28 protein-coding genes and 2 pseudogenes are annotated in these 26,496 nt (G+C 61.0%); 11 read left to right on the forward strand and 19 right to left on the reverse strand.

The genetic code is table 11. The features are described 5' to 3' along the window. Positions 1-812: 812 nt before the first annotated feature. The 6 genes from CXY74_RS00635 to CXY74_RS17420 form a co-directional block, all read right to left on the reverse strand. Entirely contained in the window at positions 813-1,166 is a 354-nt protein-coding gene (locus tag CXY74_RS00635; protein ID WP_104198637.1) for a hypothetical protein, read from the reverse strand. A 425-nt stretch (positions 1,167-1,591) separates the two neighbouring features. Continuing rightward, positions 1,592-2,347, reverse strand: coding sequence for an SDR family oxidoreductase (locus tag CXY74_RS00640; protein ID WP_104198638.1), 756 nt, complete (start codon positions 2,345-2,347; stop codon positions 1,592-1,594). Further along, positions 2,344-2,844: an Rrf2 family transcriptional regulator gene (locus CXY74_RS00645; protein ID WP_104198639.1), complete on the reverse strand. Its 501-nt coding sequence runs from the start codon at positions 2,842-2,844 to the stop codon at positions 2,344-2,346. Before CXY74_RS00645 ends, CXY74_RS00640 begins: the two co-directional genes overlap by 4 nt. Before the next feature lie 1,015 nt (positions 2,845-3,859). Next, positions 3,860-4,501, reverse strand: coding sequence for a hypothetical protein (locus CXY74_RS00655; protein WP_146069994.1), 642 nt, complete (start codon positions 4,499-4,501; stop codon positions 3,860-3,862). A gap of 23 nt (positions 4,502-4,524) precedes the next feature. Continuing rightward, positions 4,525-4,920: a hypothetical protein gene (locus CXY74_RS00660; RefSeq protein ID WP_146069995.1), complete on the reverse strand. Its 396-nt coding sequence runs from the start codon at positions 4,918-4,920 to the stop codon at positions 4,525-4,527. 296 nt (positions 4,921-5,216) lie between these two features. Then, a complete protein-coding gene (locus CXY74_RS17420) occupies positions 5,217-5,390 on the reverse strand; it encodes a hypothetical protein (protein ID WP_158252253.1) in 174 nt (57 codons plus the stop codon). A gap of 412 nt (positions 5,391-5,802) precedes the next feature. On the opposite strand from CXY74_RS17420, the gene CXY74_RS00675 reads away from it, so the two are divergent. The 8 genes from CXY74_RS00675 (at position 5,803) to CXY74_RS17425 (ending at position 14,683) form a co-directional block, all read left to right on the forward strand. Next, on the forward strand, positions 5,803-9,297 hold the full coding sequence (locus CXY74_RS00675; RefSeq protein WP_158252254.1) for a VWA domain-containing protein: 3,495 nt from the start codon (positions 5,803-5,805) through the stop codon (positions 9,295-9,297). Between the two features lie 4 nt (positions 9,298-9,301). Beyond that, a complete protein-coding gene (locus tag CXY74_RS00680) occupies positions 9,302-9,850 on the forward strand; it encodes a hypothetical protein (protein WP_104198645.1) in 549 nt (182 codons plus the stop codon). Between the two features lie 340 nt (positions 9,851-10,190). Then, complete coding sequence (locus CXY74_RS00685) at positions 10,191-10,442, forward strand: PLDc N-terminal domain-containing protein (protein WP_104198646.1); 252 nt, start codon at positions 10,191-10,193, stop codon at positions 10,440-10,442. A gap of 672 nt (positions 10,443-11,114) precedes the next feature. Next, entirely contained in the window at positions 11,115-11,618 is a 504-nt protein-coding gene (locus CXY74_RS00690; RefSeq protein ID WP_233193076.1) for a hypothetical protein, read from the forward strand. 545 nt (positions 11,619-12,163) lie between these two features. Further along, positions 12,164-12,409: a hypothetical protein gene (locus CXY74_RS00695; protein ID WP_104198648.1), complete on the forward strand. Its 246-nt coding sequence runs from the start codon at positions 12,164-12,166 to the stop codon at positions 12,407-12,409. A gap of 858 nt (positions 12,410-13,267) precedes the next feature. Continuing rightward, positions 13,268-14,002: a hypothetical protein gene (locus tag CXY74_RS00705; RefSeq protein ID WP_146069998.1), complete on the forward strand. Its 735-nt coding sequence runs from the start codon at positions 13,268-13,270 to the stop codon at positions 14,000-14,002. A gap of 211 nt (positions 14,003-14,213) precedes the next feature. Further along, positions 14,214-14,447, forward strand: a complete 234-nt coding sequence (locus tag CXY74_RS00710; protein ID WP_104198662.1) for a DUF2283 domain-containing protein — start codon at positions 14,214-14,216, stop codon at positions 14,445-14,447. Positions 14,448-14,527: 80 nt separating this feature from the next. Beyond that, positions 14,528-14,683 (forward strand): hypothetical protein, encoded by a 156-nt coding sequence (locus tag CXY74_RS17425; RefSeq protein WP_158252255.1) that lies wholly within the window; start codon positions 14,528-14,530, stop codon positions 14,681-14,683. A gap of 98 nt (positions 14,684-14,781) precedes the next feature. Here CXY74_RS17425 and CXY74_RS00715 read toward each other — a convergent pair whose 3' ends face one another. Together CXY74_RS00715 and CXY74_RS00720 are read right to left on the reverse strand one after the other, a co-directional pair. Beyond that, positions 14,782-15,261: a hypothetical protein gene (locus CXY74_RS00715; protein WP_146069999.1), complete on the reverse strand. Its 480-nt coding sequence runs from the start codon at positions 15,259-15,261 to the stop codon at positions 14,782-14,784. A 157-nt stretch (positions 15,262-15,418) separates the two neighbouring features. Then, a complete protein-coding gene (locus CXY74_RS00720) occupies positions 15,419-15,895 on the reverse strand; it encodes a hypothetical protein (RefSeq protein WP_146070000.1) in 477 nt (158 codons plus the stop codon). Positions 15,896-16,024: 129 nt separating this feature from the next. Between CXY74_RS00720 and CXY74_RS17635 the strand changes: the two are divergent. After that, a pseudogene (locus tag CXY74_RS17635) lies at positions 16,025-16,135 on the forward strand (AAA family ATPase); the annotation flags it as partial. Between the two features lie 181 nt (positions 16,136-16,316). On the opposite strand, the gene CXY74_RS00730 reads toward CXY74_RS17635, so the two are convergent. The 10 genes and pseudogenes from CXY74_RS00730 to CXY74_RS00770 all read right to left on the reverse strand — a co-directional run. Continuing rightward, the gene (locus CXY74_RS00730) at positions 16,317-16,724 is read right to left on the reverse strand and encodes a GntR family transcriptional regulator (RefSeq protein ID WP_199183098.1); all 408 of its coding nucleotides are present in this window, start codon (positions 16,722-16,724) and stop codon (positions 16,317-16,319) included. Then, positions 16,724-17,671 (reverse strand): hypothetical protein, encoded by a 948-nt coding sequence (locus tag CXY74_RS00735; protein ID WP_104198653.1) that lies wholly within the window; start codon positions 17,669-17,671, stop codon positions 16,724-16,726. Before CXY74_RS00735 ends, CXY74_RS00730 begins: the two co-directional genes overlap by 1 nt. 87 nt (positions 17,672-17,758) lie before the next feature. Further along, positions 17,759-18,031, reverse strand: coding sequence for a putative immunity protein (locus CXY74_RS18340; RefSeq protein ID WP_370446109.1), 273 nt, complete (start codon positions 18,029-18,031; stop codon positions 17,759-17,761). Beyond that, positions 17,985-18,203, reverse strand: a complete 219-nt coding sequence (locus CXY74_RS00740; RefSeq protein ID WP_104198654.1) for a hypothetical protein — start codon at positions 18,201-18,203, stop codon at positions 17,985-17,987. The genes CXY74_RS18340 and CXY74_RS00740 overlap by 47 nt, the downstream gene beginning before the upstream one ends. Positions 18,204-18,561: 358 nt before the next feature. After that, positions 18,562-19,461, reverse strand: a complete 900-nt coding sequence (locus CXY74_RS00745) for a DNA-3-methyladenine glycosylase (RefSeq protein ID WP_104198655.1) — start codon at positions 19,459-19,461, stop codon at positions 18,562-18,564. A gap of 145 nt (positions 19,462-19,606) precedes the next feature. Beyond that, positions 19,607-20,005, reverse strand: a complete 399-nt coding sequence (locus tag CXY74_RS00750; RefSeq protein WP_104198656.1) for a hypothetical protein — start codon at positions 20,003-20,005, stop codon at positions 19,607-19,609. Next, positions 20,002-20,466, reverse strand: a complete 465-nt coding sequence (locus CXY74_RS00755) for a hypothetical protein (protein ID WP_104198657.1) — start codon at positions 20,464-20,466, stop codon at positions 20,002-20,004. Before CXY74_RS00755 ends, CXY74_RS00750 begins: the two co-directional genes overlap by 4 nt. A gap of 151 nt (positions 20,467-20,617) precedes the next feature. Beyond that, positions 20,618-21,481, reverse strand: coding sequence for a DNA/RNA non-specific endonuclease (locus tag CXY74_RS00760; RefSeq protein WP_104198658.1), 864 nt, complete (start codon positions 21,479-21,481; stop codon positions 20,618-20,620). Positions 21,482-21,876: 395 nt separating this feature from the next. After that, complete coding sequence (locus tag CXY74_RS17430) at positions 21,877-22,512, reverse strand: Ig-like domain-containing protein (RefSeq protein WP_158252256.1); 636 nt, start codon at positions 22,510-22,512, stop codon at positions 21,877-21,879. A 36-nt stretch (positions 22,513-22,548) separates the two neighbouring features. Beyond that, positions 22,549-23,135 (reverse strand): annotated as a pseudogene (locus CXY74_RS00770) (Ig-like domain-containing protein); the annotation flags it as partial. Positions 23,136-23,627: 492 nt separating this feature from the next. On the opposite strand from CXY74_RS00770, the gene CXY74_RS18145 reads away from it, so the two are divergent. After that, a complete protein-coding gene (locus tag CXY74_RS18145; RefSeq protein ID WP_255409504.1) occupies positions 23,628-23,762 on the forward strand; it encodes a hypothetical protein in 135 nt (44 codons plus the stop codon). A 938-nt stretch (positions 23,763-24,700) separates the two neighbouring features. Further along, the gene (locus CXY74_RS00775; protein ID WP_146070001.1) at positions 24,701-25,057 is read left to right on the forward strand and encodes a hypothetical protein; all 357 of its coding nucleotides are present in this window, start codon (positions 24,701-24,703) and stop codon (positions 25,055-25,057) included. A 320-nt stretch (positions 25,058-25,377) separates the two neighbouring features. On the opposite strand, the gene CXY74_RS00780 is transcribed toward CXY74_RS00775, so the two are convergent. Next, positions 25,378-26,244: an ATP-binding protein gene (locus CXY74_RS00780; RefSeq protein ID WP_233193077.1), complete on the reverse strand. Its 867-nt coding sequence runs from the start codon at positions 26,242-26,244 to the stop codon at positions 25,378-25,380. Positions 26,245-26,496: the final 252 nt, after the last annotated feature.

Consider the following 26,496-nt stretch of genomic DNA (forward strand, 5'->3'; position numbering starts at 1 on the left):
TGATGATTCCTGATTCTCGCCCTACGTCAAACGGCGGACTTGCTGTTAGCTACTGGCCTCACCCAACCCTGGCACGTAGGGACCGGGTCCGTCGTATGCGACAACCGTCACAGCGCGCCTTCCGCCTGCAGACGCGCTTTAGATGCGATCGAGCCTCGAAGAGAGTCAGTTCTCACTTGACCCCTTACATAAATACCGTCGTCAATCGAGCTTATAGCGACTATGCGGTGCGTCATCGTCTTGGAGGTATCTGGGCGTTTGGCGGTCGAAGGCTTCATAACAATACCTATGCGGCGGTTTCGAGTGAACATGCGTTGTGGCAACGCACTGTTAGTTTCACCTCTGGTTGCCGCGACCCTCCATGTCCCAGTCGAAGGGCGTGCAGCAAACAGAGTGTCAAGTATTGAGGCTCTTGGGGCTTGCGTCATGACATTGGACGCCAGAGGCATTAGAAAGTTTTGAGGACATCGCCCGTGCGACCGGCGAAAAGCGCGGGGCCCCGTCTCGGGGCCTCGCGCTTGACTGACCCCGTCAGGGGCTTCGCTAGTCGGAGAAGTCCATGGCCTTTCAGACGTTTATGCAGCAGCGAAACGTGAACCCAAGGCTTCGGACGTTCCGCGGCTGGGCTTCGACTCGAGGCGGTGGGGCGTTGCAGGGAGCGCGGGTGGATGCCTCACCACAGCCGACGTGAAGAAGGTTCGAGGCACTACGCAAAAGAGTGTGGCGCCGGCGGAGGATCCGTCCTCACGTCGTTCATCGGCTTCCTGTCGCACAAGCTTACGGGCGAATCGTCCCAGAATCTCGGGCCCGGACTACCAGTGTGGTACTGGACGAAATAGGATTTCAGATTCTTTCATTTCCAGAGCGAATCCAAAGCCAAGGCGTTCTGGCGGAACTCCTTCGATCAGAGAATCGTTGAGAAAAGTGCGACTGTCCAGGATCTGCCGTCGGCCGTCCCACCCCGAGAAGTGTTCAGTGTAGAAAAGGACCATTGCGGCATACTCCGCCTGAGCAGTGAGTGTTTCATTCGGTTCAGGGCTGGCCAAGATGCTGGCGCTCCGGAGCGGAGCCAGCGCCGGGAGTCTGGCCCACTCGAACTCTATGTCCTGCGCATATATGGTTTTGGCGACGGCAGCCTGAATTCCCTTGAGGTGGTTGTAGTGCATTTTTCATGCCTTTCATTTGTGCGGCTGGTGTGGGCGGTTGCCCCTCTCGTCGTTACCTATGCGTGGATGCCGAAGTCGGCTGGGTCAAAGCAGGTGACATTCCATATCGCGTGACACGCTTGATCGGACTTTGCTGCCTACTTCGGATAATCCGGCCGCCAAGATCGTTGCATTCGTGCCGCTGTCTTGAGCAGCTGTCACGCGAATGCGGTCCTTAATCTGTCGCAGTTGACGCACCTGAGCGCGACTGTTCAAAGGGCAGGGTAAACGCGACACGTTCGGGCTCGTGACCCGCAGAACCCAGTACCCGTGCGGATATGCCCGCTCAGGGTCCGGCTTTCGGGCACATCGAATGAATCGGAGGGCCCCATTCTCGGACTATGGCCACAGCGGGTGTGCGGAGTGCTTCAGGTCGAACATGGCGCTTACCCCGCCGAGGGCAGCGACGCTAACCAGGTGTTGATATCCGGTCCCAATATTGTGGCTTCAGTAGGAGCAAGCAGCACCCCCTCAGAGAGCGCGTTTAACGAGGGGCTGGCTGACCGCACCGGCCGTGAGTCCCCGCTCCGGGCTAGTACCCGGGAGGTGAGTTCAGGAAGTCGGATCCGCTCGGGCCCGGTGATGGTCTTGACGACCGAACCCGGCGCGTTGAGGGCCGTGTCCACAAGGACCTTTGCGACAGCGTCAGCAGCGATCGGCTGAATGAGCCAGTCCTGGACAAGCACTTCGCTGTCCAGAAAGGAGACTGCCGAGGGGTTTGTCGCGAATTCATACCACTGCGTGGACTTCACGATGGTCGACTGAATTGGGCCGGCTGCAACAATTTCTTCTTGTGCGCGCTTTGCCGCGTAGTAGGGGAAATCGTCAAAAACGGGGTCTTCCACTCCGGCGATGGATAGAAACACCAGGTGGCCTACTCTTTGAGTGACACAATTCTTTACAACGTTCTGAGTCGCAGTGGTGAGCGCCTCGTGCAGTCCCATCGTGGCGTCCTGGGGGAACGTATTGGAGGCGTCGATCACCACATCGACTCCGCGCAGTGCATCACTTAGTCCCTTGCCGGAGATTAGATCTACGCCAGCCGAACGGGACACTTCAACCACGGAAATGCCCTTCTTCGCAAGTAGGTTTACCGTGCGCGTGCCGGCGGTTCCGGTAGCTCCCAACACTGCGATCTTCATAAAATTGGACCAACTTTCACGTTCTTATTCTCAACGAATTCGTTCAGATTCTTGCTGCTGACTGCGTCGACCCCTTGGACGAGATCTGTGATCGAAACGGCGGCTAAGCTATGTCGCCACGCCTGCTCGGCCGTCCACATCGCGGCCGCAATGGCACACGATCCACTCGCGCGGATCTCGGTAGAATGCGGTTGAAACAACCCGTCGCACCGTATTTCCGTGCATCGGAATATCGGTCCACCGCCTTCGAGCGCTTCAACGACGTCAGCAAGAGTGATCTCAGATGCGGGACGTGACAACGTAAATCCTCCGGCCGATCCGGGCATCGAAATCAGCAAGCCGTGCCGTGTCAGAGCCTGGAGATGCTTATTCAAGTAGGTCGGCGAGAGGCCATAGACCTCCGCCAAGGTCGAATTTGCGACAGGGTGATCTTCGGTCAATCGTTCCAAGACGACAAGGCAATGCGCGGCCCACTCGACCCCTTTTGGAAGCTGCATGATGTCGAGCCTATCAACCTGGACATTTTATATCCAGATTGAAGCAGGTCGATGCAAGGGGTGGACTCTTCAGTGAACCGTTCCTTCTCTCGGGCGCTGTCTGCGTGATCGCGGCCCTCGCACGGCCTTCGCCGCAGCCCGATTGATCCACGGCGGCGTCAGCATCGGGCCAACAACGATTCGGATTCGCAGAATCCAAGTCCCGTAGACGGTTCCCCCTACGGAATTGAGGTGAGTTCGTCGGTGGCTCGAGTACGAACCTTTGTGCAGACGACTTCGAAGAATGACACCGATCAGTTTCGTCATTTCTGCTCCCGGGGTGTCTCATAAACAATGGCGACGACCACAGTTCAAGAATGCGGTTATGCGACGTAGGTATGGGAATCGGCGCACCGCAAGATTCCGGCGAAGGCGGGGGAGCCAAGACGTGGGCGTGAGACGCCTTATATCCCAGGGATACAAGGCGTCTCACTTTCGGATGCTCGCCCGCCGAGGCTTACAAGCGAGACGCGGGCGCCGTCCCCGCCTCTTCCAACTCGATTGGCGGTTGAGTGGCCGAGCGAATTTGAGGTACGGCGAATGCGAAAACGACAAGCGCTGCGGCCATGGTCATCGTTGCTGGACTAGTTGCACCCGTTTGGAGACATGCCAAGAACGCCGAATCGGTGCCGTCCATCAAACTCGGCCGAGGGTAGTTCGCCGTAGCCAAGAAGATGCCCGCGACCACAACGAGGACGCTCGCAGTTGTCACTAGTGACGTACTTCTGCTGATTGCGGAACTCCGTGCGCTAAGCCACAGGAGCAACCAGAACACAAGTGCGCTCCAGAGCAGAAAGCTAGCCATCTGCAGAACTGGGGGCTGCGGATCTGTCACCGAGACCGGTTCAAGGTTCCAGTTGAATATGAGTCCAGATTCCACTGTCTGCGCTTGAAACAGCAAATAGCCTGCGACGATCAGATATATGGCTGCGCAAGCACAGCCCACGGCTACCGAAGCGATAATTTTCCGCATGGCTTACGGAGCCATGTCGTAGAGGACGAGATCTTGCTGGCCCGCCCTCGGAACATGCACGCTACCGAGCGCGGCGGCAGTGTTTTCATTCAGCACTACCAGTCCTGCATCAGCAAAGATCTCAACACTGGATTCAGCTGTACCGGTGTTGTCTTCCGGGATGCCGCGGGCCTCAGACGCTCCAGCATCATGGGTGGCGATAGCTTCCTGAACGGCAGGTTCTTCCAAGCCGGCGGGTAGTAGATGTGCGACCACGCCAGGTCCAGACGGACCGCCCACTAGAAGCGATGCCCCCTTCGCATGGAACTGCGCCCGAGGCATGCAGTTTGCTCCTCCGGCAGTCTCGTCTTTCAAATAGGTGATGATGCAGATGTCCTCGTTGGCATCGAGCGCAACCCAATGGGTGCCGTAGCTGGACTGCGCAATCAGACGTACTGAGTCTTCGTCCAATGGGGCATCATCTACCAACGGCTGAAGGATCTCCGGTAGAACGTCCGTTGTGCTCTGGGCGGTCCCGAACTCAGGCACGAGACTGTCAGCCGCGAGGGATTGAATCTCTGGACGGGCACCAGCTGTGAGGGTTGTAATGGCCAGCGCGGCAGCAGTAATCACACCGAGACTTGTAATAGTAAATCGCGTTTTCATGAGCTTTGTCCGATCCTCGTGTGCTACTTATTTACCTGGCACGTCAGCGTGACCTGGCCTTCTATTCGGCTCTCAGCGATGCTCCAAAAGCATCCGGTCTGAGCGCTACCTGCCACAGTTGGGATGTTGTAGTGGTACACATACCCCGGCGATGTCCCCGCTGCTTTGCCGTATTCCGTGTAGCCAGCACCGGAACCGGAAAACGTCAGCGTATGAATGTAGAAATCAGCTGTGCTGATGCTGCTCTTCGCCCTGCCGCCCGCCATCCCCGAACCAGCTGCGCTGTTGTGCTGCACGAGTTTGTTTGTCGGTGAGTTGTAATAGGAGCTATACGCAGCGGTTGCGGGTTGGGCAAGTCCCCCCACCAGGACTCCCACTATCCCCACGCCCAGCACGGTCTTCTTCCAAGAATTTTTCATTGCGAATTCCCCCAGTAATTGCAGATTTTTTTTTAGACTTCTCGTAACACGCTCTCAGTAAGGAAGTGGCTTGTCTACCCGCTTCGCTCTATTGGTGAAGAAAATGTGCTGTTCATAGCACAATTTTTCTAGGGCATACGCGAGCTTTGTAGACGCCAACAAGCATCTAGTGGGCTCAGTGAGGAAGTCCGCGCTTGAGCGTCATACTCCGTCGAATGAGCCCAAGAGCTATTTCAGAACGCCGCCAAAGAAGGCCCTCAGTTGCGGGCCGCGGGGAGCGCCCGCCAGACGATCGCTTAGCGGGCGTTCGCGAGCTGGGCAAGGATCGCCCCGTGGGGTCGGGGCTTGGAGTGGAACCCCGTTCGAGTGTGCGTCTCGATGACCTCGAAGCCGGCGTCCCGCAGCTCGTCTCCCAGGGCCTCCGCAGACCAGGGGTAAGCCTTGACGATTGCATGATCGAACGTCTCCACCCTCGGGCCCAACGAAGAAGCCCAGCAGCAGTCCGCCGCCCGGCCGCAGGACCCGGGCGAACTCGCCGAGAGCGCGCTGGATCGTGCTCGGTTCGTGGTGGATCAGCGAGTACCAGGCTAGAACTCCCCCGATACTGTCGGAGGCGTCGCTATTATCGATCCCAAGTAACCGCCAGCACTTGCCGTGAACGGAAGATTCGCGCGTCCCGTAGGGGGTTCCCGTGCGGAACATGGACGGGATCTCCAGCCACTCGACCGTCTCGCTACACGAGTGCCATGAGACGTACCTCATCCGTCCTCACACATGGATTTCCCGAACGTGGGGGTGTTCAGAGGTGAGCGCGCACCGATAGCTTTGCGTCGGATTGCCAACTGCACTTGCTGGGCAACATCACGCAGAGACGGACGCCCCGTGAAGACCAGACCATTCTCGACCCCGACTTGGCCAGGCTCCCGCCTCATGAGGCTGATCGCCCTCGCAACCGGTCTGGCGCTGGTGTCCACGGCGCTTCCTGCCGTGACCGCCCCGGCCTTCGCTTTGTCGTGCACGATCACGGGGACCGCTGGCAATGATGTTCTCCGTGGCACCAGCAGTGACGACGTCATCTGCGGCGGCAACGGATCCGACACGATCGACGGTGGTGGCGGAAACGACACGCTCTATGGTGGCGTTGGCAGCGATGTCCTCTCCGGCGGTGACGGGGATGACGTTCTCTTTGGCGAGAACGAGCAGGACGTTCTCTTCGGTCAGGCCGGCAATGACACGCTGAGTGGCGGAAACAGTGCAGACAAGCTTGATGGCGGTGAGGGCGACGACACCGTCGACGGCGGCAATGACGCCGATACCCTGCAGGGCGGGGCGGGCAATGACGTTGTCAACGGAAGGCTGGGCGACGATGTTCTCGATGGTGGGCCGGGCACTGACCAGCTGATCGGTGAGAACGGCGCCGACAGCATGTATGGCGGCTTTGGGAACGACTCCCTCCTCGGTGGGCTCGGAAACGACGCTCTTTATGGCGGCCCCGGCAACGACAACCTCAACGGCGACAAGGGTAAGAACACCTGTGACGGCGGGGCCGGCATCAACGTCTTCGCAGGCTGCTCGACGACGGTGAACCCGGGCGGCCCGGATCCGGCCGGAGAATGGGCTGACACTGACGCCGATGGAGTCGTCGACGCGATTGAGATCCGGGCTGGTACCGACCTTCTCAAGGCGGACACGGATGCTGACGGTCTTTCGGATAGCGCCGAACTCCAGAGCATCACGGACCCGACGAAGGCTGACACCGATGGGAACGGGATCTCCGACGCAGCCGACAACCCCGATACCGATGGGCTGACGACGGCGGATGAACTGGGCCGCGGCACCAAGGCCGGCGAACCCGACACGGACGGTGACTCGCTGACTGACGGACAAGAGGTCGCGCGAGGGAGCAACCCACTCGCGGTCGACACCGATCTGGACGGCCTCTCTGATTCCGAGGAAGTCGCCCTGGGATCGAACCCGACCGTCGTCGACTCGGACGAAAACGGCATCGCTGACGGTGACGACAGCTTTGCGAAGAATGTCCTTGCCGCCGAATCCGCTGCAAGCTATGAAGCCCGCGGACTCGGCAAGGCCGTGCTGTCTGTGAGCCTAAGCGTCTCTGACGACGAGCGGCTCAATGACGTGCCGGGCCAGCGAGCCCCGCCGATCGAGATCGATGCCCCCCTGGCGCTGGAGCCGGGCACACTCACGATCCCGTTCGACACGGCGGACCTCGACCCGGGAGCCAACCTGGCGGTACTTCGGTTCAACAATGGCACCCAAACATTCGAGTTCCCGGCCGATCAGGCCGTCGACCTTGAGCGGGGAATCGCGACAGTTCAGACCCCCGATGGCGGGATCATCTCGGCGCAACGCTCCGCTCAGACGCGTCCCGCCGACTGGGCCGAGCTCGATAGCGGAGCCGGGATCCCCGAAGGCGAAGCGGTTTCGGGCTCGCGCTTCTCTCAGACGTTGGCGACTGCTGCTCCAGCCACACCGACTTCACAATTCGTCATTGTCGATGTCGACGAGTTCGACGCCATCTGGGCTAGCGAGATAGCGACCCCACGCGGAGGCAATGCGTCAGGGAATATCGACGTAGTCCTCACACTCGACTCCTCGGGATCGATGTCGTGGAATGACCCTGGCGGGGCCCGCAAGACGGCCTCGAAGTCCTTCGTCGATTCCCTGCGGACCGGGGATCAGGCTGCTGTGGTGGACTTCGACTACTCAGCGTCCGTGTATCAATCGATGACCACAGACTTCGACGCAGTGAAGGCCGCGATCGACCGGGTCGACGACAGCGGTGGCACTAACCTCTCAGCCGGTATGGACGCGGCCCTGAACGAACTCGACACTAACGGCGACCCCACACACCAACGAGTGATCGTGTTCCTGACCGATGGCGACGGCTACTACGACGAATCGTCCACAACTCGAGCCGCGGCCAGCGACACCACCGTCTACACGGTGGGCCTCGGGTACGGGACCAACACCGCCCTGCTGAGCTCGATCGCGACCTCGACCGGCGGCAAGTTCTACTACGTGCCCGACGCAAGCGGGCTTACCGACGTGTTCGCAGGCATCGGCAGTGACACCGGCGAATCCGACGTCGACGGAGACGGGCTCGCCGACACCGCAGAGACCAGCGGATGGCGCGACGGCAGCGGCCGCGTGTTCCACACCGATCCGAACAACGCAGACACCGACAACGACGGACTCAGCGACGGCGAAGAAGCCGGGCAACTCACGACCGGCGGCGACTTCGGGCGTGGAACGTACTACGGCGCATTCTCGGACCCTACCCGGGCTGACACCGACGGCGACACCCTCAGCGACCTGTACGAGCGGGCGGAAGGGCTCTCGGCGTGGAAAGCCGACCTCGACCATGACGGCCTGAACGACGCCCAGGAAACGCAGACCCACAGCACGGAGGCGTTCAGCGACGACACGGACGTCGACGGTTACACCGACACCTGGGAGATCAATCACGCCAGCGAGGGATTCGATCCCCTCATCCTCGACTACCAGACGAGCATTCTCGAGTACATCGGCGAATTCTCGCGCGGTGCGCTGTGCGGCGACATCACTAATGTGGGCCCCTTCTGTGAGGGACAAAGCCTCGCCTACCTCGCCGGGAACATCTCCAGCGGAGTGATCTTCATCGGTGACATCCGTGATGCCCTCGCCGGTGTTGTGAACCTGGACTTCATCTCCACCGCGTTCAGCGTCGCCGCACTCATCCCCATCGGTGGCGACATCGCAGCGGGAATCAAGAAGACCGAGAAATTCATCAAGGTCGCGGACGAGATCCCGTCGGGGGCCGCGCTGCGCTCCAGCATGAAAGACCTCGGCAAGTCGACCGCCGACAAGATGGACCTGCTGCGGAAAGTCTCACCGACCGCGGTGACGAAACTCACCACGGCGGGACTTCCTGATGCCGATATCGTCCGCCTCGCCTCGAGGATGATCAGCGCCAAACATTTCGACGACATGGTCAAAGCGGCGAACGATGTCAAGAAGGCGCCGAACACCTACCGGCTCGAAAAAGACGCCGAGAATTTCCTTCGCAGCATTACGCCCGGAGCCCTGCCGAGGCAGATCAGGTCGACCGCTTCCACTGGAGAAATACGCTATTACGACGTTCTGGATCCCGCGACCGGACGCGCGATGGAAATCAAGCATGGTCGAGCACGGGACGTCGGACGGGCCGCCAGCCAGGCGGAGCGAGAAACCATCATGAAGAGCGATTCGAAGAGTGGTGTTGAAATAGTCGAGTGGCAATTCTTCACGAGCTACAACAACACCGTCGGGCCCGACGTCGCTCTGTTAGAGCGGCTTGAGCGTTTGGGAATCCCTTTTACCCTTTGGGTAGCCTGAGATCATGTGGGACACTATGAGCGCCAGTCGCGAAAAACGTGAGGAACTACACGAGCTATACCTCCGGGCACTTAAACCGGCGCAGGCGCATCTTCGGATTCGGTTGAACGGGCCGCGCGATCCGCAACTCGACGGCAGCGTCGAAAGCCTGGACGCCGTGAACGAGTGGTTCCTGGCCCATATCCAGGAGCGTCACGAAACGCAGCGCGCAGAACTGCCATCCTGGTGGGACCCCTCGAGACCCACTTCCGAGAGCGGTGCCCCGGGGAGCGGCCCGTTCACGTCAGCGCAGCTTGCCCTGATCGATGAGGTGCAGGCTTACTTTGCGGAAGTCCTGACTGCGACCTTCCCCGATGCGGAATGGGTGATCTATAAAGGCCACAAGAATGACTTCCGGAGCGGTTTGACAATGCTCCAGATCGGTAAAGGACGTCCCTTTCCGGTGCGTGACGTGGTTTACAAGGAAGCTCTTGGCGTTGTTCTCTCCGGGCGCGACGTGGCGGTGGACACCTTGTCCCGCTTGGTGCGCGAAGAGTCAGCCGCGCGGGCATGAGCCCGTGCGGAACACAATGAGCGTCGGCCCCGAGAAGGCCGCGGAGCTGCACAACGCCAACCACCAGAACTATAGCCGCCACACCACCACCGCTTTTGGGCCCGCTTGACCGGGCCGAACAACCCGCGACTCGACGGCGGCGTTGAGAGCCTGGACACCATGCATGACCGGGTTCCTACCCGCATCCTGTAACAACCAAGACCCCTCACCTGTGAACAAACTCTCAGGAGTTAGCGCCCGTTGAGGGTTCGGCTTACGGGCTGCCCACGCATAACACAGGGCTTGACCGTTGCCGCCGGTACCGTTTCCGCCCGCAGAACCTTCGCCGTAAGCTGACGACATGAGCAACTCCATTAATCCAATCATTCCCGTCGGGTATGACATCGCGTGGACTTTGTTCTCGGTTCTGGTCATCGCCCTGACCGTCGTCGCGCTTGTCTCGATGGCTCGAACCGCTAAACGCCTTACCTCAGCGCAAGCCATGATCTGGGCGCTCGTGACGATTTTCGTGCCGGTCGTCGGTCCGCTGGCATGGCTGTCAATTGGACGCCGATCGGGTCTAGCCCAGGTGCAGCCGAACACAGATTTGTAGCCGCTCCGCAGCAGCGAGAGCACCGTGTCGCGCAGGACGCAGTGCCTTCCAAGAACCTCCGACGTTTGTCGGAGGGCCTGGCGATTTAAGGCGGGCCTTCGCGTTAGTATCCGATCTCATCTGTGCCGCCCGCAAGACGTTCCGCAAACGACACAGTCAAGTGTCGCGTTGGGCGTCCGGCCTGCGGACGCTGTTGTTGAAATCGATCCTTCGGCGGGTGGCAAAGAAGACGTGCTCTCTGGTCGCGGTCCTCTGATTTCGACAAGCTCGATCCAATCGTTGTCGTGTCTAGACCAGCTCGACAGCCGGCACCGTCTACGGCGCGTGTCGACCCGGTGACACGCCGACGTCGCTGGCCCTCGATAAAATCGGTCATTCTGGACGTGACAATACATGGGCGCGACTTGACTAGACTCGGAAAAAAACAGGGAGCTTCACGTCGTGATCTCCCCAACGAGCGGGGGCTCAATGATTCTCAGTAATCCCAGACGTATTACCCAGTCGCTGCGTGGCCTGCGGATACTTGTCTTGGCCGCTGCGGTCGGCCTAATGGTGTCTGGGTGCGCTTCCTCGACGCCCGAAGCCCCGGAAGCGAGCGCAACCCAAACGCTTCCCGCCGTGACATCAACTCCAGCTGCGCCACTTCCTGCACCGGTCGTGTCGACCATCGTCATGAGCGGTTCACAACTGATGAGCGAGACGGCCACCGAGCAGCCGGTCTCGACTGTTAACTTCGCCGACGGCACGGAAGCCTCCGTCGCCTTTCTCACGGCCGCACTCGGGACAGCGCCCGAGCAGTTCCTCGAGAGCGAGATCGAGGCGTGCACTAACGTCACGGCCCGCTATTCCTGGGGCGGCACCGCACTCGTGCTCGACGTCTGGGAGCCGGCCGGTTTCGTGGTCACCTTCGGCGACCCCAGCTTCAATGGCTTCGCGCTGCAGAGCAGTGGAGACTTCAGTGTCGGCGACAACGCCCAAGCCTTCTTTGATGCACTTCCCGCAGAGCAGGCATTCGACGACAACGCCGACAACTCTGGGCCCTTCATCTACGACAAGGTAGCCGACGCCTCGCCGTGGGGAGAGGACAACGCCTATGGAGGCGCTGCCCTCATGCAACCCGGAGGAGTCGTGAGCAGGATCGTGTCGCCCGAAACGGCCCGCGCTTTCTACTGTTAGTGAGGCTCCCCGCAGAGCCCCGGACGCGCATACGACCTCCTCGGCGTCGGCTGGATTCCGCAGGACGGTGACGGCCACCGCGTAGACGATCCGACTGTGCCGCCGGAAAATCGTCGCGAATTCCCTGCGGTCGCTATCAACGCACTGGTCGCTGAGCTCCAGGTCCGTTGATGAGCTGGCCGAATTTCCATCACTGTCGCAACTTGCATTTGACGTTCACTGCGTCCCCCCTCATTTACGTTCTTTCCAAATGATGTCGGGAATGACGGATTCGTCTCAGAACCGGCGGCCGCGACGACTTAGGCGCCCACACGAGTCCAACACGCGTGGGACACGTAGCGTCCCGCAGGGGGTTCCCACGTGACACAACAGCGGGAAGTTCAACACGTAGTCAGGGCTGAGTCAGATCTGGCGCGTTGAGCGTCCGGTTTGCGGGCACCAGCTAAGGTCACGGCACATAGGAATATCGATGCGCGCTTCACGGGCTTCTTCGAACAGATGCGAGAATGAGGCCTTCACGCTCGGCAAAAGGGGGACGCCAGGTCATGACCACTACGACTTCGGGCAAGTTTGCTTCGCCGATCCTCGGTGCCGGACTGCTGCTTGTCGCTAGTCCGATCGTTATCTATTGGTTCATTCACGGCGATACGGAGCGCTATCTCTGGATAATCAACGGCCCCGCCCCCTTCAGCAGCTTGGGCAGCGGGCCTATCCAGCTCTACTTGTACGCGGGTCTGGTCGCCTTGGGCTGCATTCTCATCGTGACCGCTCTGGTCGCCAGGAGGCGCTGACCCGTCCTACAAGGTCCGCTGAGCTTTCCTCCGCACGAACTGCGCCCGGTCTGTGGTTCGATCAGATATGAGCCGAAGTTTTCACATTGGTCTGGCTGTGATCCTCATCACCGTCGCCTTGCTGTGTGGTGTTCCCGTCGCCGCTGCCGCCTATGAGGCACGTGCTCCTGGGTATCAGTGTGCGATCTCCCAACCGGTACCGGCCGAGGCCGTACTTGAGCGAGGGGCTACGGGGACCTTTTCAATCTGGCCTGTAGGACTTGAGTGCCGCTATCTAAGCGCAAGTGACGCCGAGCTGATCGTGTCACCCGGTTGGTTCCTCTCTGGACTCGCCATTGGAAGCCTGACGGCGTTGTTGGGGTTGTTCGTCCTGACTGCCCTGTCGATGGTTCAATCAGCTCAATTGCACAGGCGCACGGTCGACTCGTAACACCGGTCCGAATCGTCCCGTGGCGGGTTCCCCTGCGACACAGCGTCGGCAAGCTCGGCCGCCGGGTGCTGTGGCCCTAAATCTGTGTCGTTCGGCGTCCGTCTTATAGAAAGATGGGACTGAACTGAATAGAGTTCGGGACTGTCTAAATTCCTTCGAGCTATGCGGGGCAGCGCGGATGAAGTGGATGATGGCAGCATCAACCACACAATGGCTGGTGCATCGTCGCGTAGGTTTGCGCGGTGCTGAGAATCTCAAGTCCTCGCCAAGACCTGCCGTCACCTCGTGCACACACCACGCCAGCTGTCGAATTTTCCTTGGGACTTGTGCAGTGCAAAACTCGGTTAAACGCTGGGGGTGCGGTCTTGCAGCCCCGGTGGTGCCACCTCAAAGTTGGTGAGCGCAGGAAAGTACCCCAGGGGGATTCGATGAAACGCATGCCGATCACATTTGCTTTGGCAGCCGCAGCGATGGTGGCTTTGTCTGGGTGCCAAACGAACCAGCCGATCGAACCCGATTCATCAGCATCAGCCTCTCCAGATCCTGTTGAATCCTCGGCCTCTTCGGATCCTGTCCAAACAGACGAACCCAGTTCGCGAGAATTTGTGCAGGCCTGGGCGGATGAAACCTTTGGCGCCTTTGAGGCATTCACCGTCAGCGGCAATGGTGCCGGTGACGTGCTCTTGCCTGACGACGCTAAGTCTGGTTTTTATACCATCTCTTGGGGTCCTAACCACTGGGACAACGAGCGCTCCGGGGCTCAGATCATTGGCGAGGACGACACCCGACAGCCTCTGGGCTGGGCGGATTTTCCGGGCGATACCGCCAGCGTGGCTTATGGTGTGGATCCCCTGAGTGATCCCGCGGGGTCGATCAGGGTCGGGCCCGGTGCGGGTGATTGGTCTATCACGGTGTCACCCATTTCGGAGCTCCCGGCGCTGCCTGAAACCGGCGGGTTCAACGCCTATCTGTATGCAGGCGCTGACCAGCCGGTAGTCTTCTCCACCACAAACTCGGGGCGTGTCAGCGTCCAACAATTCAACGGCGTCGATTCGACCGACAGCATTCTCTACCAGGACGCTGCGGGTACTTTTTTTGCTGGCCCCAGCGTCGTCAATGTCCAGCTGGAAAGCGTGAGCCCCTGGACGCGGTCCGCGAATTAGCCCGGGTGACACGACCTGGTCAGCGGTCGGTTTGGTCTTTGGGACCATGAATCACGTAGAAGAGAGTGTGTGCCCTTATCGAGTGAACGGCGTCCCGTAAAGCGTTCCCCTCTGACACAGCCCCAGAGCACTGGGCAGTTATTCTGATCAGCGCTGGGTCTGTCGCATTGGCCGTCCGTCTTGCGAGCAGCTATTGCCCTATTCTTACGCCATGAAGAAACTGCGGCGAGGCACATATGACCGGTCTGCGGATGCGGCTTACTTCAACATCTCGCCTCGAATAAAAGCTGGGGAGGCTGTTCAGCAAGACGTCCACGAAATCGACGGCCGCGGAGAAGTCATCCTCGACTTCGATAAAGACGGCAAGCTTCTTGGGGTCGAGATCCTCGGCGCCAAGTCCCTACTGCGCCCGTCCACCCTGAAACAAGCCAAGCGAATCGGCTGACACAGTGGTGCTCCTGTCCTATCGCAGTTCACCTCGGTGAGGGCAAATATGGCTCAACAGTTCACCCTAGGCTGAGGCAAATGCCAGCTCCCAACAAACGATTCAACGCGCTCCAGCTCCTCCTTGCCGGTCTCATCGCCCTGATCCTCGCAACGGCGTTAATCGTCACGAGCGGCGTCCTGGCAACGTGGCTGGATCCTGAGCCAGAGACCAATTCCACGTACCACTTACCGTGAATGCAATCCGCGCTGCGGGAGCGTCCCATAGGCGGTCCGGTTTATGGGACGTCAAATGTCAGGACCGCAAGAACTGCCTGAGTGAAGGCCCTCGTCGTTCAGAATTCGTAGATCGTGGCGAGCTCATCCGACAGCAGCACTGTGTGCGGAAGATCGCGCAGTGCCTCGGCGTCGACGGAGAGTCCCCTCAGTTGCGCGGTCTCCGCATAGGCTTCCCAGGGAAATGAATCGGGTTTCGCTTCGTCATCCCCCCGCACCAGGCTGAGGACTTCTGCAATTACGTCGGCCGCGGAGCGTTTCCAGGAAATGGCCCCGGTATGACCATGCTTGAACGAAGTCACACCACGATCCATATCGAGACGAATCATCGATTCGTCGGATAGGCGCAGATACTGGGTCATCTTCATACTCATGGTGGGCTTGGAGTTTCCCGGCGCCGGCTCATCAAGTTCGCAGATGATGACCAGACCGGTCACTGACAGGCTGGACATGTCGAACGGCAGGCGTTGAGCGGGCTGACTAACAGCCGATCTTGGTCGGATCGGCACGTATCGACCCCGCTGACTGCTATCCGCCATGCTGGCAGCTTAGGTCCTTCGCGGTTCCCAAGTGACACGGCATCGGCGCACACGGTCGTCCGGTAGATGAGACTCCAACCTGTCGCGCTGGCCGTCCGGCTTATGGGACGTCAAATGTCAGGACCGCGAGAACTGCCGCAGTGAAGGCCGTCGTCGTTCAGAATTCGTAGATCGTGGCGAGCTGATCCGACAGCAGCACCGTGTGCGGAAGTTCGCGCAGTGCCTCGGCGTCAACCGAGATTCCCCTCAGTTGTGCGGCCTCCGCGTACGCTTCCCACGGAAAGGAATCGGGTTTCGCTTCGTCATCCCCCCGCACCTCCATGAGAACTTCTGCGATCACGTCGGCTGCGGAGCGTTTCCAGGAGACAGCCCCAGGCCCATGTTTGAACGAGGACACTCCACGATCCATGTCGAGACGAATCATCGATTCGTCGGATAGGCGCAAATATTGGGTCATTTTCATGCTCATGGTTGGCCTGGAGTTTCCCGGGGCCGGATCATCGAGTTCGCAGATGATGACCAGACCGGTCACTGACAGGCTGGAGATGTCGAACGGCAGGCGCTGAGCGCGCCCGATACCGACCGATCCTCGTTGCATCGGTGCGTATCGACCCCGCTCATTGCTATCCGTCATGCTGGCAGCTTAGGTCCTTCGCTGTTCACGGACGACGCAGCTGGCGAGCCACCCTGCGACCCTTCAATGCGACGTTAACCTGTTCCGCTCATCGTTCCTATAATGCTGGGTGCCGTCGCCATGAGAGGCGTCGCGATCGCGTCGAATGAGTCATTCTCCGGGTGGACGAAGTCGTACATCGATCCCAGACTGTGTGCGGCGATCGTGGGCCGGCTCACCTTCAGTGGCACGATCAACTAGACCGGCACCGACTCGTACCGACTCGCCCGCGTCAGAAAGCAGCCGGAGATCGGACGGATCAAGTGAAGTTCGAGCCGTGCGACTGCGCACGACGGGCAGCGAGCCTGAATCAGCGGTTAAGGGCTGCTCGAGCGCGTCAGGTCGGATCTTCCACGCGCGGTCCTGCTCTGACGCTGCTCCGTCACGAGGGGGCCTTGGTGAAAGGGGAGGTCATGGCGCTGTGCAGCGCTGCGGATGCGGCGGTGAGGTCGTAGCCCAGTGAGTGGGCGATGGCCGCGTACTCTCTTGCAGCATCGCTCAGGACGGCGAGGCGATCGGGACTGGTCCTGCCTGGAGTGGTTCGTTTGTCCTGTGGGGCGATGGTGGTGCCCTTTTTACCGTTGGTGGTGACGGTGCCTTCGCGTTCGAGTTCTTTGTAGGCCCGGGCGACGGACCCATTGGAGAGTCCCAGGTGGCCGGCGAGTTGCCGGATGGGTGGCAGTTGCGTTCCGGGGGGCAGCGAACCGGTGAGGACGAAGCCGGTGATCTGGCTTCTGATCTGTTCGTAGTGCGGGGTGGGGCTTCGCGTGTCAACAGTGATCTCGATCATCAGTAGGAGCTGCTCCCGGTCGCCGCGGGAAGCGGGACCTCTGGGTGAGTGGTTTCGGCGTCTGAGTTTTCAGTCCGCCGATATCTGGTTGTTCGCTTTGGCTGTATCCAGACGGGCTGCAGCACGGCGTACGCGCACGCGGCGATCCCGATGACGATGAGTGCGAGCCCCGAGATGGACGTGACGGCGATGAGGTCTTCGTTGACTGAGTAGGAGGAGAGCCGCGCTACCTCGAGAGTTGTGACCTGAAAAGCGGGCAGGAGAGCGCCGAGAAGCACTGCTTGGGCACCGAGAGATGCCAAGGCTATGCGGCGGAAGCAGAGGGCGCGGATCATGCCGTCGATCTCCGGTGAGGTACCCGCTGCGGACTGCCTCCGCCCAACCACTGCCCAGCCGGCCACCGCGAGGAGGGTGAGAAGGGCGGACACGCTTGTCGTGATGATGAGAGAGCGCGTACTGATATCGGGGAGCTCGAAGGGGTTCATGAGAGTCAGATAGGTTGCCGTGTTCCCGGCACGATCCGTGAACACGGCGAGCATCGCCAGCGATAGGACCAGGGTGGTAGACGCCAGGCCGAGGGACAGCCGGAAGACCCGTCTTGGCCACACTCCTGGGCTGGTGTTGGCGAGGGTGAGACCGGCGCGGCGTTGCTCGCTTCCCCCCAGGCGTGTGGCCGTCCCGACGATGACTGCGACCGCATAACCCACTATGGACAGGTAGAAGTCAACATCACTGATCACCCATGCGATCGCCAGCACGACGATCACGGCGCCGCTGGTGACGTTGATGTGTTGCAGGGCGGCTCGCGACGCGATGACGGCCGACTCGGGTGCGGCCGGATCTCGAGCTCGAAGCCACGAGGCAACGCGCGTTGTGGGCGGTGTGGCGATCAGGGGAACCGCTGCGAGGAGCACCGCTAGCGCGGCGACAAAGACGAGTATCTGCATAAAACCCTCCGTACCTATGTATCAAGACATAGGTACGTTAGCACGAAGGTGCTTGCGGCCCGCAATCGGGTGGAGTCAATCAAGCCGTCATCGTGAGCCACGTCTAGTTGACACAACCAGCGGGGAGTCCCGTTGGGGGTTCCCCTGTGGCACAGCGTCGGCGCACTTGGCCACCAAGTGCTTCGGCACTGCACCTGTGTCGCTCGGCGTCCGGCTATCGAAAAAGACCAGGACTCTCTCAGCGCAGTCCGCAGCCCACCTCGCGACGAGACGTCGGGTCAGCTTTGCTGAGTGATTGCGGGGAAGGCACGTCTCACTTGGTCGTGCGGCCGCGCCCCGGCCGTCTAAGGCCGAATACAATCAGGATGATGCCCACGATGGCGAGAATGAGCCCAATGAAAAGCCACATCTTGCTGCCCGTCATGAAGCTTCCCGGCATCAGATTCATGCCCTGCCCAGTCCAGATTCCGCCGATGGTCAGTGCCATCACGCCGACTGTGATCAACGTCATGCGTCCGATGCGACTAGTCATGTCTCCCAAAGTACTCTGACCGGGTCTATCGTCGTCCGGTAGAGGTCCCGCTCCCGGGCGGCGATGTTGGCCTTGACCCCGGAGAGTGGACACGGCCATCGCTTCAAACGGGCTGCGGGGTGTGCCTAGCCACAAGAGAGTGGACTGCTCCTATCTGCGCAGTAGGATTACAGGTCTGCCGTCAGCGGTGTGGTGTTGCTGCGTTCACGCACATCGTCACGGTCGGGGGTTCCCCGTACGTGCACCCTAAGTGCCACGGTTGGGTGAGGCTCGTACCTCTGAGAAAGTCCGCCGTTTGACGTTGGGCGAGAATCAGGGATCATCACCTTGTCCGGGCAGAAGAAATCCCCTAAGTGCATTAGCGTCCGCGAATGGGGTTGATGGGGGTACGGGGCCCTCGGCGAGGAGGTCTGCTGCCGCTAGCGAAAGCGAGGCGGATGACGCGGTAGCGCTGGGGACGGTAGGGCTCCAACAGCTGAAGCATTCGGTTGTCGCCGCCGCGTCGTTCGCCGGCGAGGAGCCACGTGACCATGGACGGGATCCCGGCGTCACCGGTGATGACGGTGTCCGCTGATCCCCAGGTGAACGTGGACAGGCAACTCCGGGTCCAGGGGCCCACGCCGCGCACCGTGCCCAGAGCGGTAAGAATAGTTTCCTGATCCGGCAGCGGTGCGTGGTGCGCCCGGTGGGCGAAGCGCGCCGCCGCGATGAGGTTCTCGGCTCTCTGGCGTTCGATGCCGAACTGATGTAGTCGGTCATATGTCAGCCGGCCGATGACGGCGGGTTTTGGCGGAACAATCAGGTCTGCCGAACCCGGGGCGGGCGAGCCGAGAGCATGGACCAGTTGGGACCATGAGGCTGCGGCTTCGCCGTGGGTGACGCGTTGCTGCACGATGAACCATGCGAGGTCGTGCCAGAGGGTGCCGGACGCGGTGATCCGGTCGCCTCGGTGGCGTCGCCACAAGGTGCGCAATGGGTCGGTCGTGGGGGCGAATCCGGTGACATCGTCGAGGAGCCCGAGCATCGCAGGGGCCTGGCGTTGCAACCAATCGGCCCCGTCGCCGAAGGTACGCACGCGAGCCTCGGGCACGGCAGCGTCCCAGGTCACAGAGATCATCCCCCGCCCCTCAGGAGTGAGGGTGGCCCGTTCGAAGAGACCGGGGGAGAGTCGAACAGTGGGGTCGCGGGCCAACATGAGGAACGGTGCGAGGGAGGTGGCGAGGTTGACATCTCCCGTGGGCAAGGTCAGGTCGGTCATCGTCGTGTCACGGGCAGGTTTTGAAGGACAGTGGTGCCAGACATCGTGGTTTCCCGGCCATCCAGTTGCAGGCGACACCCAATAGGACGGTGACGTGACGTCCTCGTACTAGCAGAGGCGACGGGCTGGTCTTCCGGTGTGTCGTTCATGGGGAAGGTGCGTTCGCTAGGCGGATGCGTTGGGGGCTGCTGCCGGGGACTCGTTCGACGAGTCCTCGTGCTTCCAGGTCGACCTTGGTATAGGTGCAATAGTTGCGCAGTCGACCTTTGGGAAAGGCGCTATGTTCGCCGAGGTGTGCTTGGGTGGAGGCCACCAGGTCCTTCAGCAGGATGGTGCCGTCGGAGCGGTCCGGGGCGGCGAGGACCTTCAGGATGTGCGCGCGCACCAGCTCGTACTGTTGCAGGTCCATGGTCCAGCCGTCTAGACCGCCGGGGCGGGTGGCGTTGAAAATCTCCACCCGGCCGCGTTCACGGGCGAGATCGTCGGCCAGCCAGGCACTTTCTGGGACCGGGGCGGAGTGCGGGTCGGAGCTCCTGGGGATCACCGCGGTCCATCTTCAACGTGGGCCGTGAGCAGGCGGAGGTCCTCAACATGCATCGCGCGGGCTTTCCGGTCGAGGACGAGTTCGGTGATCTGGCGCAGTGGCGGCGGGAGCGGCACACGGTTGCGGAAATCCGGGTGGACCCCGGTGCGGTTTGGGCTTAATTCCTCGATCCCAAAGTCGACCTCGGGTGTCATCTCACGGCCGCCGGGAGCTCGGTTACGGAGCGGGTACTCCACCCGGTTGGGCGACACGCAGGACAACCGCTGCGGGCCCTGCTCGACATCCGTGTCGTCACGGAACACGATCACGGAGCCGAGGGTCGTGATGTCGCCATCGATCGAGCACGTACAGCCGGTGGCAGCGGGCCAATCCGGCCACTGCAGCCGCACGTTTTGGTCAGCGATGGCTTGGAATAGGTGGGCTACGGGCCGGTCGATGTCGATGCTGGTGGTCCATCTCATTAGCGTGTTCCTGTCGTTTGTGCGGACGAGAGACGACGCAACAGGTCCCTGATCAGTTGCTCATCCCCATTGAGGCAACGCGATCGGCGACTGGAGGGTGGCGGAAGTCCTCGTCCAGGGACCTTGTCTCGGTGGTAAAGACCGGGCATGGTTAAACCTGAATCGCGGACGTGTCGGCCAGTTCGATCCAGTGTGATCGGGGGCCGTCAGTATCCCGGAGCGCAAATACCGGTGCGAGTACGTCCGCGTCGGCCAATTCGGTCATCGCTAGGCCGGTGAGGCTGATGATGTCTACGATGGGCACCTGATAGGTGCGGTAGGGCCCAAGTGGTGGAGGCGAGCCTTGGATACGGGCGAGTGCCTGCGCCGTGTCCAGTTCTAGTTCGGAGAGCTGGGCGCTCTGGTCGAGAACAAATCCGGCAGCGTGAAGAACGACAATGTTCTCCTCGAGTGAGGTCCACGCGGCGATCTTCCAGAATGATTGTGGGATCTCCACCCCGCGATATAACGGGTCCTCGGCGGTGAGGACAGGGGCGGTGAAGACGCTGATGCGGTTTTGGTTGGTACGCGCGTAGTTTAAAATATGATCTTCCAGGCCGAGCCACAGCTCCTTGGACTGGTTAAATTCTGCCGCTTGGGGTGCGGCGTTCGTGTACGCGAACGTATCCTTATTCGCTTGACGTGCTGTGCTTTCGGAACCCCAGACGGGGTCTCGGCGTCGCACGAGATGTCCACGATCGAGGTCATTATTGGCGTAGACGCCTTCTCCGGTCTGCTCATGAGCGGGGACGCGCGCGTCCAGATGCCAATCGTCGCCGCGAGCGACGTCGACGAGTTGGTCACCGTCAATATTGACGCCCGTCACCACGGCCAACCGTCGTGACGAATCGAGGAGGATGGTGAAGTGTGTGTACGGAAGCTCACGAATCGGCGTTCTCAGGCGGGGAATGGGCAGCGGCAGCGAGCTTCCCAAAAAGTCCCTCTCGTACCCAGCAGGCGAAGATGCTACGTCCATGGCCACCAGTAAAGCAGCTACCGCTTCGGCACCGCCAGAGCATGGCTTACGGTGGCAGGCTTGACAGGCATTAGATGTGTGTGAAAAGGAACCCGAGAGCTTTCACCGCTCTTGCGGATTCCGAGCGACGGGTCACAGAGTGGAATAAAATATCACTGGCGGCAGAGTGCCGGATATTCAACGTCTTACGGACACTTATTTGTGGATGCAACAGCATGTGTTTCTTTAGTGAGCCGGTTGCTCACTCCCTGAATCAGCGCTTCGAGGCGCAGACCGATTGTGGCCAAACGTTGAGCGCACCGCGACAACGCGCACGTTGTTTTGGCATGACACGTGTGGATTTCGGGCGTGTGTCTTTTATGGTTTGACCGGGATCCGCTCGCTGCCGCCACGAATCATGACCCTGTCGTGAAGTTCCATGTCACCGGGCTCAGACGGTTGCCTGCCACGTCCCGAACGCCGCTGGTGATGGTGACTGTGTATTGGGTGTTGGCCAGCAGCGTGCTGGACGGGTTGAGTGTGGCTACCCTTGTCGTGGCGTTGTAGCTGACTACTGAGGCTATGGCGGCGCCGGAGACCGTTTGCTTGATGGTCATGGCTGTGCTCGAGGCCGCGGTGGTCGGCAGGCCGGTGACCGCCTCGCTGAAGGTGGCAGTCACGTTAGCGGTCCGGCTGACGCCGGTGGCTGCCGATGCCGGGCTTTTCGCCGTGATCGTCGGACGCGGCCCGGTGATGAAACTCCAGCTCTGGGCTGCCAGCGCGCCACCGCTTGCGCTCTTGATTCCGGACGTCAGGGACGCGGTGTAGGTGCGGTCGGCGAGTAGTGGACCGGCCGGGGTGAAGGTGGCCACGCGGGTCGTGGCGTTGTAGGTGACCGCGCCAGCGACAGCTGTGGTCCCCTGTTTGACGGTGAAGGTGCTGGTGCTCACCCCGGTGACCGGTTCACTGAAAGTGGCCGTGATCGGAGTGCGCGCTGTCGAGGTTCCGAGCGCGACTCCGGTAGATGTTGAGGTGGGATTGGTTGAGACCACGGTCGGAACGGACGCCACGTTTGCCGTCGTGAAACTCCATGTCTTGACGGTGAGCGGGTTCCCGGCAGCGTCGGCGATACCTCCGGTGAGGGTGGCGGTGTAGGTCGTCGCCCCAGTAGTGCGCTTGATGGGGTGAACGTGGCCACGCGGGTGGTCGCGTTGTAGGTCACGGTACCGGCGATGCTGGTCGAGCCGCGTTGGAGGGTGAAGGTGGTGGAACTGAGGCCTGTCACGCTTTCGCTGAACGCTGCGGTCACGGGTGTGGGAGCAGTATTTGTGCCCGGGGCCACTCCGGTGGCTCCCGCAGCGGGGCTGACGGTGGTCACCGTCGGGCGGGGCCCGGTCGTGAACGTCCACACTCGGTCTGCCAAGACGTTTCCGGCAGCATCCTTGATTCTGGTCAGGGTCGCTGTGTAGCTCGTGTCGACGGCGAGCTGCTCGGACGGGTCAAGCGTCGCTGTGCGCGTCGCCGAATCATATGTGACACCGGCTGGCACTGAGGTCGTTCCCTGCCGCAATATAAACGTGCTGATGTTGAGGCCGGTGACCGCTTCGCTGAATACTGCCGATACATTCGTCGACTGGGCGACTGCCCGCGCGGCACTCTCCGGTGTTGAACTCAGCGAAACAAGCCCTCAATAGGATCCTTCAAAGACCCTCGCTCTCGAAAATTGGATATTTTGAGCGGATCAGACCTTTCATCCAAAGGGCTGCGCCGCTATGTTCTTTTTGAAGATGGTGAACGTGCGTCGGTTGCCGCGCATAGAGCGCAAGCATGAGTTGACGTCCGTGACTTTTGGGAGGTGCAGCGTGGCTGGTCGCGGAAGAAAGCCCCGTGAACCGTTGAGAAGAGACGAATGCACATGCCCGATATGCGGTCAGCAGACAGTCCGGCGCCCCAACGGGGCGTTGCTGCCTCACCCCAGCGAGCAGGGTCTGTGCTACGGGAGCCGCAGGAGAAATGCAACCATAGCGTCAGCGATATCGATCGCGCCAAGGGATCCGGCAGATGAAAGCGGCTGGGGCGTCGACGCCACCTGCCCTGTCTGTTGCAAAGACGTAGAAGTTGTACTCGGGGGAATAGAAAAGCTGGCCAACCACATGCGAGGAGAACAATGGTGCCGCGGTTCTGGAACGCGGATCGTTCCTGGGGAATGGAAGAAACGGACAACGCGACGGGCTTCGCCGCTGCCCTCGGCCACAACGCGACGGGCTTCGCCGCTGCCCTCGGCCACAACGCGGGAACGTAGGAAATCGGACACTTCAAATGGTCACCGCACTCAGATCATCTCCCAAGCTGCTGATGCAGGACTGACCGAAATCGAGTTGCATGTTGGGTGCCCGACGTGCGGACAATTAGTTCGAGTCGAGCGTCAGCTCGGGGCGGCCCTACGGGCGCAACACCAGAACCTAGGGTCGGCGTGCTCGGGGTCGCGGTCGATCGTGCCGAGCGAAGAACTGGTTGACGTGGAAGCCTTCATCAACGCCAAGATTCGAATGCCACCAGAGCAATCGAGCAGCCGTCCTGGACTCTCGACGTATCATGATGACTTCGTCACGGAAGAGGAACGCGCTCACCTCATGTCGCGTCCTCGCCAATACGACCAGTAGCAACTCTGTGGGGCCGGCCATGGACTGCGGTTTTGGCAGCGACCAGCACCACCCTCGTCCAGCGGAGCTTTCAATCGGTTCCGCGCCTCTTGCAAATCGACGCTGCGCACCTTCGTAGCGAAGGCGGAGGTAGGCGCGGTTAGTGTTTCGAAGGACGTGATGAGTGCGGGGGAGGAGTACAAGGGCCTGCTGCGTACTGTCGCCGCCTGCGACGGGAAACGGGTGCTGACAACTCCGCTGACTCGATACTCGACGGCGGAGTGATCTGCCGCGGATACCTCGGACAGTGGCCCCTCTTAAACTGAGGGTGTACCGAAAGTAGAGATCAGCATGACTGCAGCGCGTAGGCGTTTCACCCAGGAGTTCGAAGACGAGCCGTCAACAAATCGGCGGTATAGAGCTCGGGACGGTTCACCCGTAGGCGTTGGGGGATACCTGCCTAGTCGTAGAGCAGGTCGAAGCTGGGTGACGTTGGGCCCATGGGCGAGTGCCCGGCCCACCCAAGTCGGCGGACGCAGAGGGGTAGACAGAGGGTCTGCTAGATTGAGCATAATTCAGTGGCAGTGGGGAGCCGAGCGTGACATCGTCTGATCTCTTGAGCGAGCTTGTTCCCGTCTTTGCCGCGTATGGGGCGGTCTTCATGCTTGCCGGCGTGCTGCCCTTCGTTCTTGCCTTCCTCCTCGACGGCATCGTGCAAATCGTGCGTGGCAACGGGTTCAAGGCCCTCATTGCGGCCTTTGTGCTCAGCGTTGTCATTGCGGCGGCGGGGTATTTGGTTCTGGTGTGGGCATCCGCTCAGGCACCTTTGACACCGGGCACGGTGGCAAGCCTCAACACCGTGGCAACGTATTTTCTGTCCTTCTCGGTGCCCCTCGCGCTGATTGCCTTCATCGCACGAACGATCATATTGGTGCGGGCTGGGTCGCGAGGTTAGGGCCTAGCCTCGATCCACCGGTTGATCGGTGTCGCTGACTTTTGAGCAAGGTTGTAAGGGGGCGCGGCGAAGCCGCAGACCGCCGCGAATGCGGCTGTCCATCCGGGTTCCACAGCCAGCTGGCCGGCAGATGCAGAAGGGTTTTCCGGGCCGACGTGGGAACGCGGACGGGGATATTGATGAATTTACGGCGGATGGTGCCGCTGCGCGCTTTGCCCAGACCTGTGCTGACTACTGCCCCAATGGCGCGGTCCAGGTTTGTCGCTAGCCAGTGATATGGGACCACCCTGTTGACAGGAGTATGGGACCACCTGGAGCTGTCACCGAGCATCGCGGACACCTCGATCCGTGTCAAGGGCGACGCGCTGGCGTTGCCGGTATGAGGGGCCCTCGATGATGAGGTGGTGGGCTCCGGCGGTGAGGCGGTCGACGGCTGATTGGGGCAGGAGCGCGTCGGTGGTCATGGTGAGCCATTCGGAGGGCTCGCGGTTGGAGACCCAGATGGTGCTCTTCTTGCGCTGGCGTTCGACGACGAGTTCGTAGAAGTCGCTGGTCTGGGTCGCGTCGAGGGGCTTGAGGGCGAAGTCGTCGAGGATGAGGACGTCGACGGCGGTGATGCGGCGTAGTTCCGCGTCGAGGGTGTTGTCGAGGCGGGAGGCGCGGAGGCGGGTGAAGAGCTTGTCGGCGCGGGAGTAGAGCACGCTGTGGCGGTGCCGGATAGCGGCGTGGCCGAGGGCGCTGGCGAGGTGAGTTTTGCCGACGCCGACGGGTCCGAGGATAAGGACGCTGCTGCCGGCCTCCGCGAAGCGGAGGCTGACCAGGTCTGACCAGAGCCTGCGGTCGTAGCGGAGGTCGGCGGGTTCGTCCCAGGTCTCGGCGCGCATGTTCGCGTCGAGGCCGGCTATGGCCGCGCGGAGCGTGGCCGAGCGTCCCTCGCGGCGGGTGACTTCGTCAACGAGCAGCAGCTCGAGGAACGCGGCATGACCCATGTTGTGCTGCCGGGCCAGGGCGAGCCGTTCGTGCAGGGTGTCCTTGAGGCCGGAGGGCTTCAGCGCCCGCAAGGGCCGGGCGAGGTCCGTGCCGATCGGGTCGATGGGCCCGGGACCGGGCCGCGGCGTCGGCGGCTCGTACCGGCTCCGCAACCACGCCGCCCAATCCAACGAACTGCGCCGCGTGACAACGGGCACAAACTTCCGCTAATCTAACCCCGCGACCTCGGGATCTTCGATGAGCAGGACTGAGGAATTTGGCTGAGCGCCGTCCATTAGCGACGTCCGTGACGTCATCAGCAGGCGCCGTCAAGGTTCGTCAACGAACCAGCATTCGCGAGAGTACGGAAGTTACCCGTGTTACGTGATCCCTACGTGCCAGGGTTGGGTGAGGCCAGTAGCTAATAGCAAGTCCGCCGTGTGACGTAGGGCGAGAATCAGGAATCATCA

It is taken from the genome of Cryobacterium sp. Y29, from assembly GCF_002929825.1.
Classification (GTDB): Bacteria; Actinomycetota; Actinomycetes; order Actinomycetales; family Microbacteriaceae; genus Cryobacterium.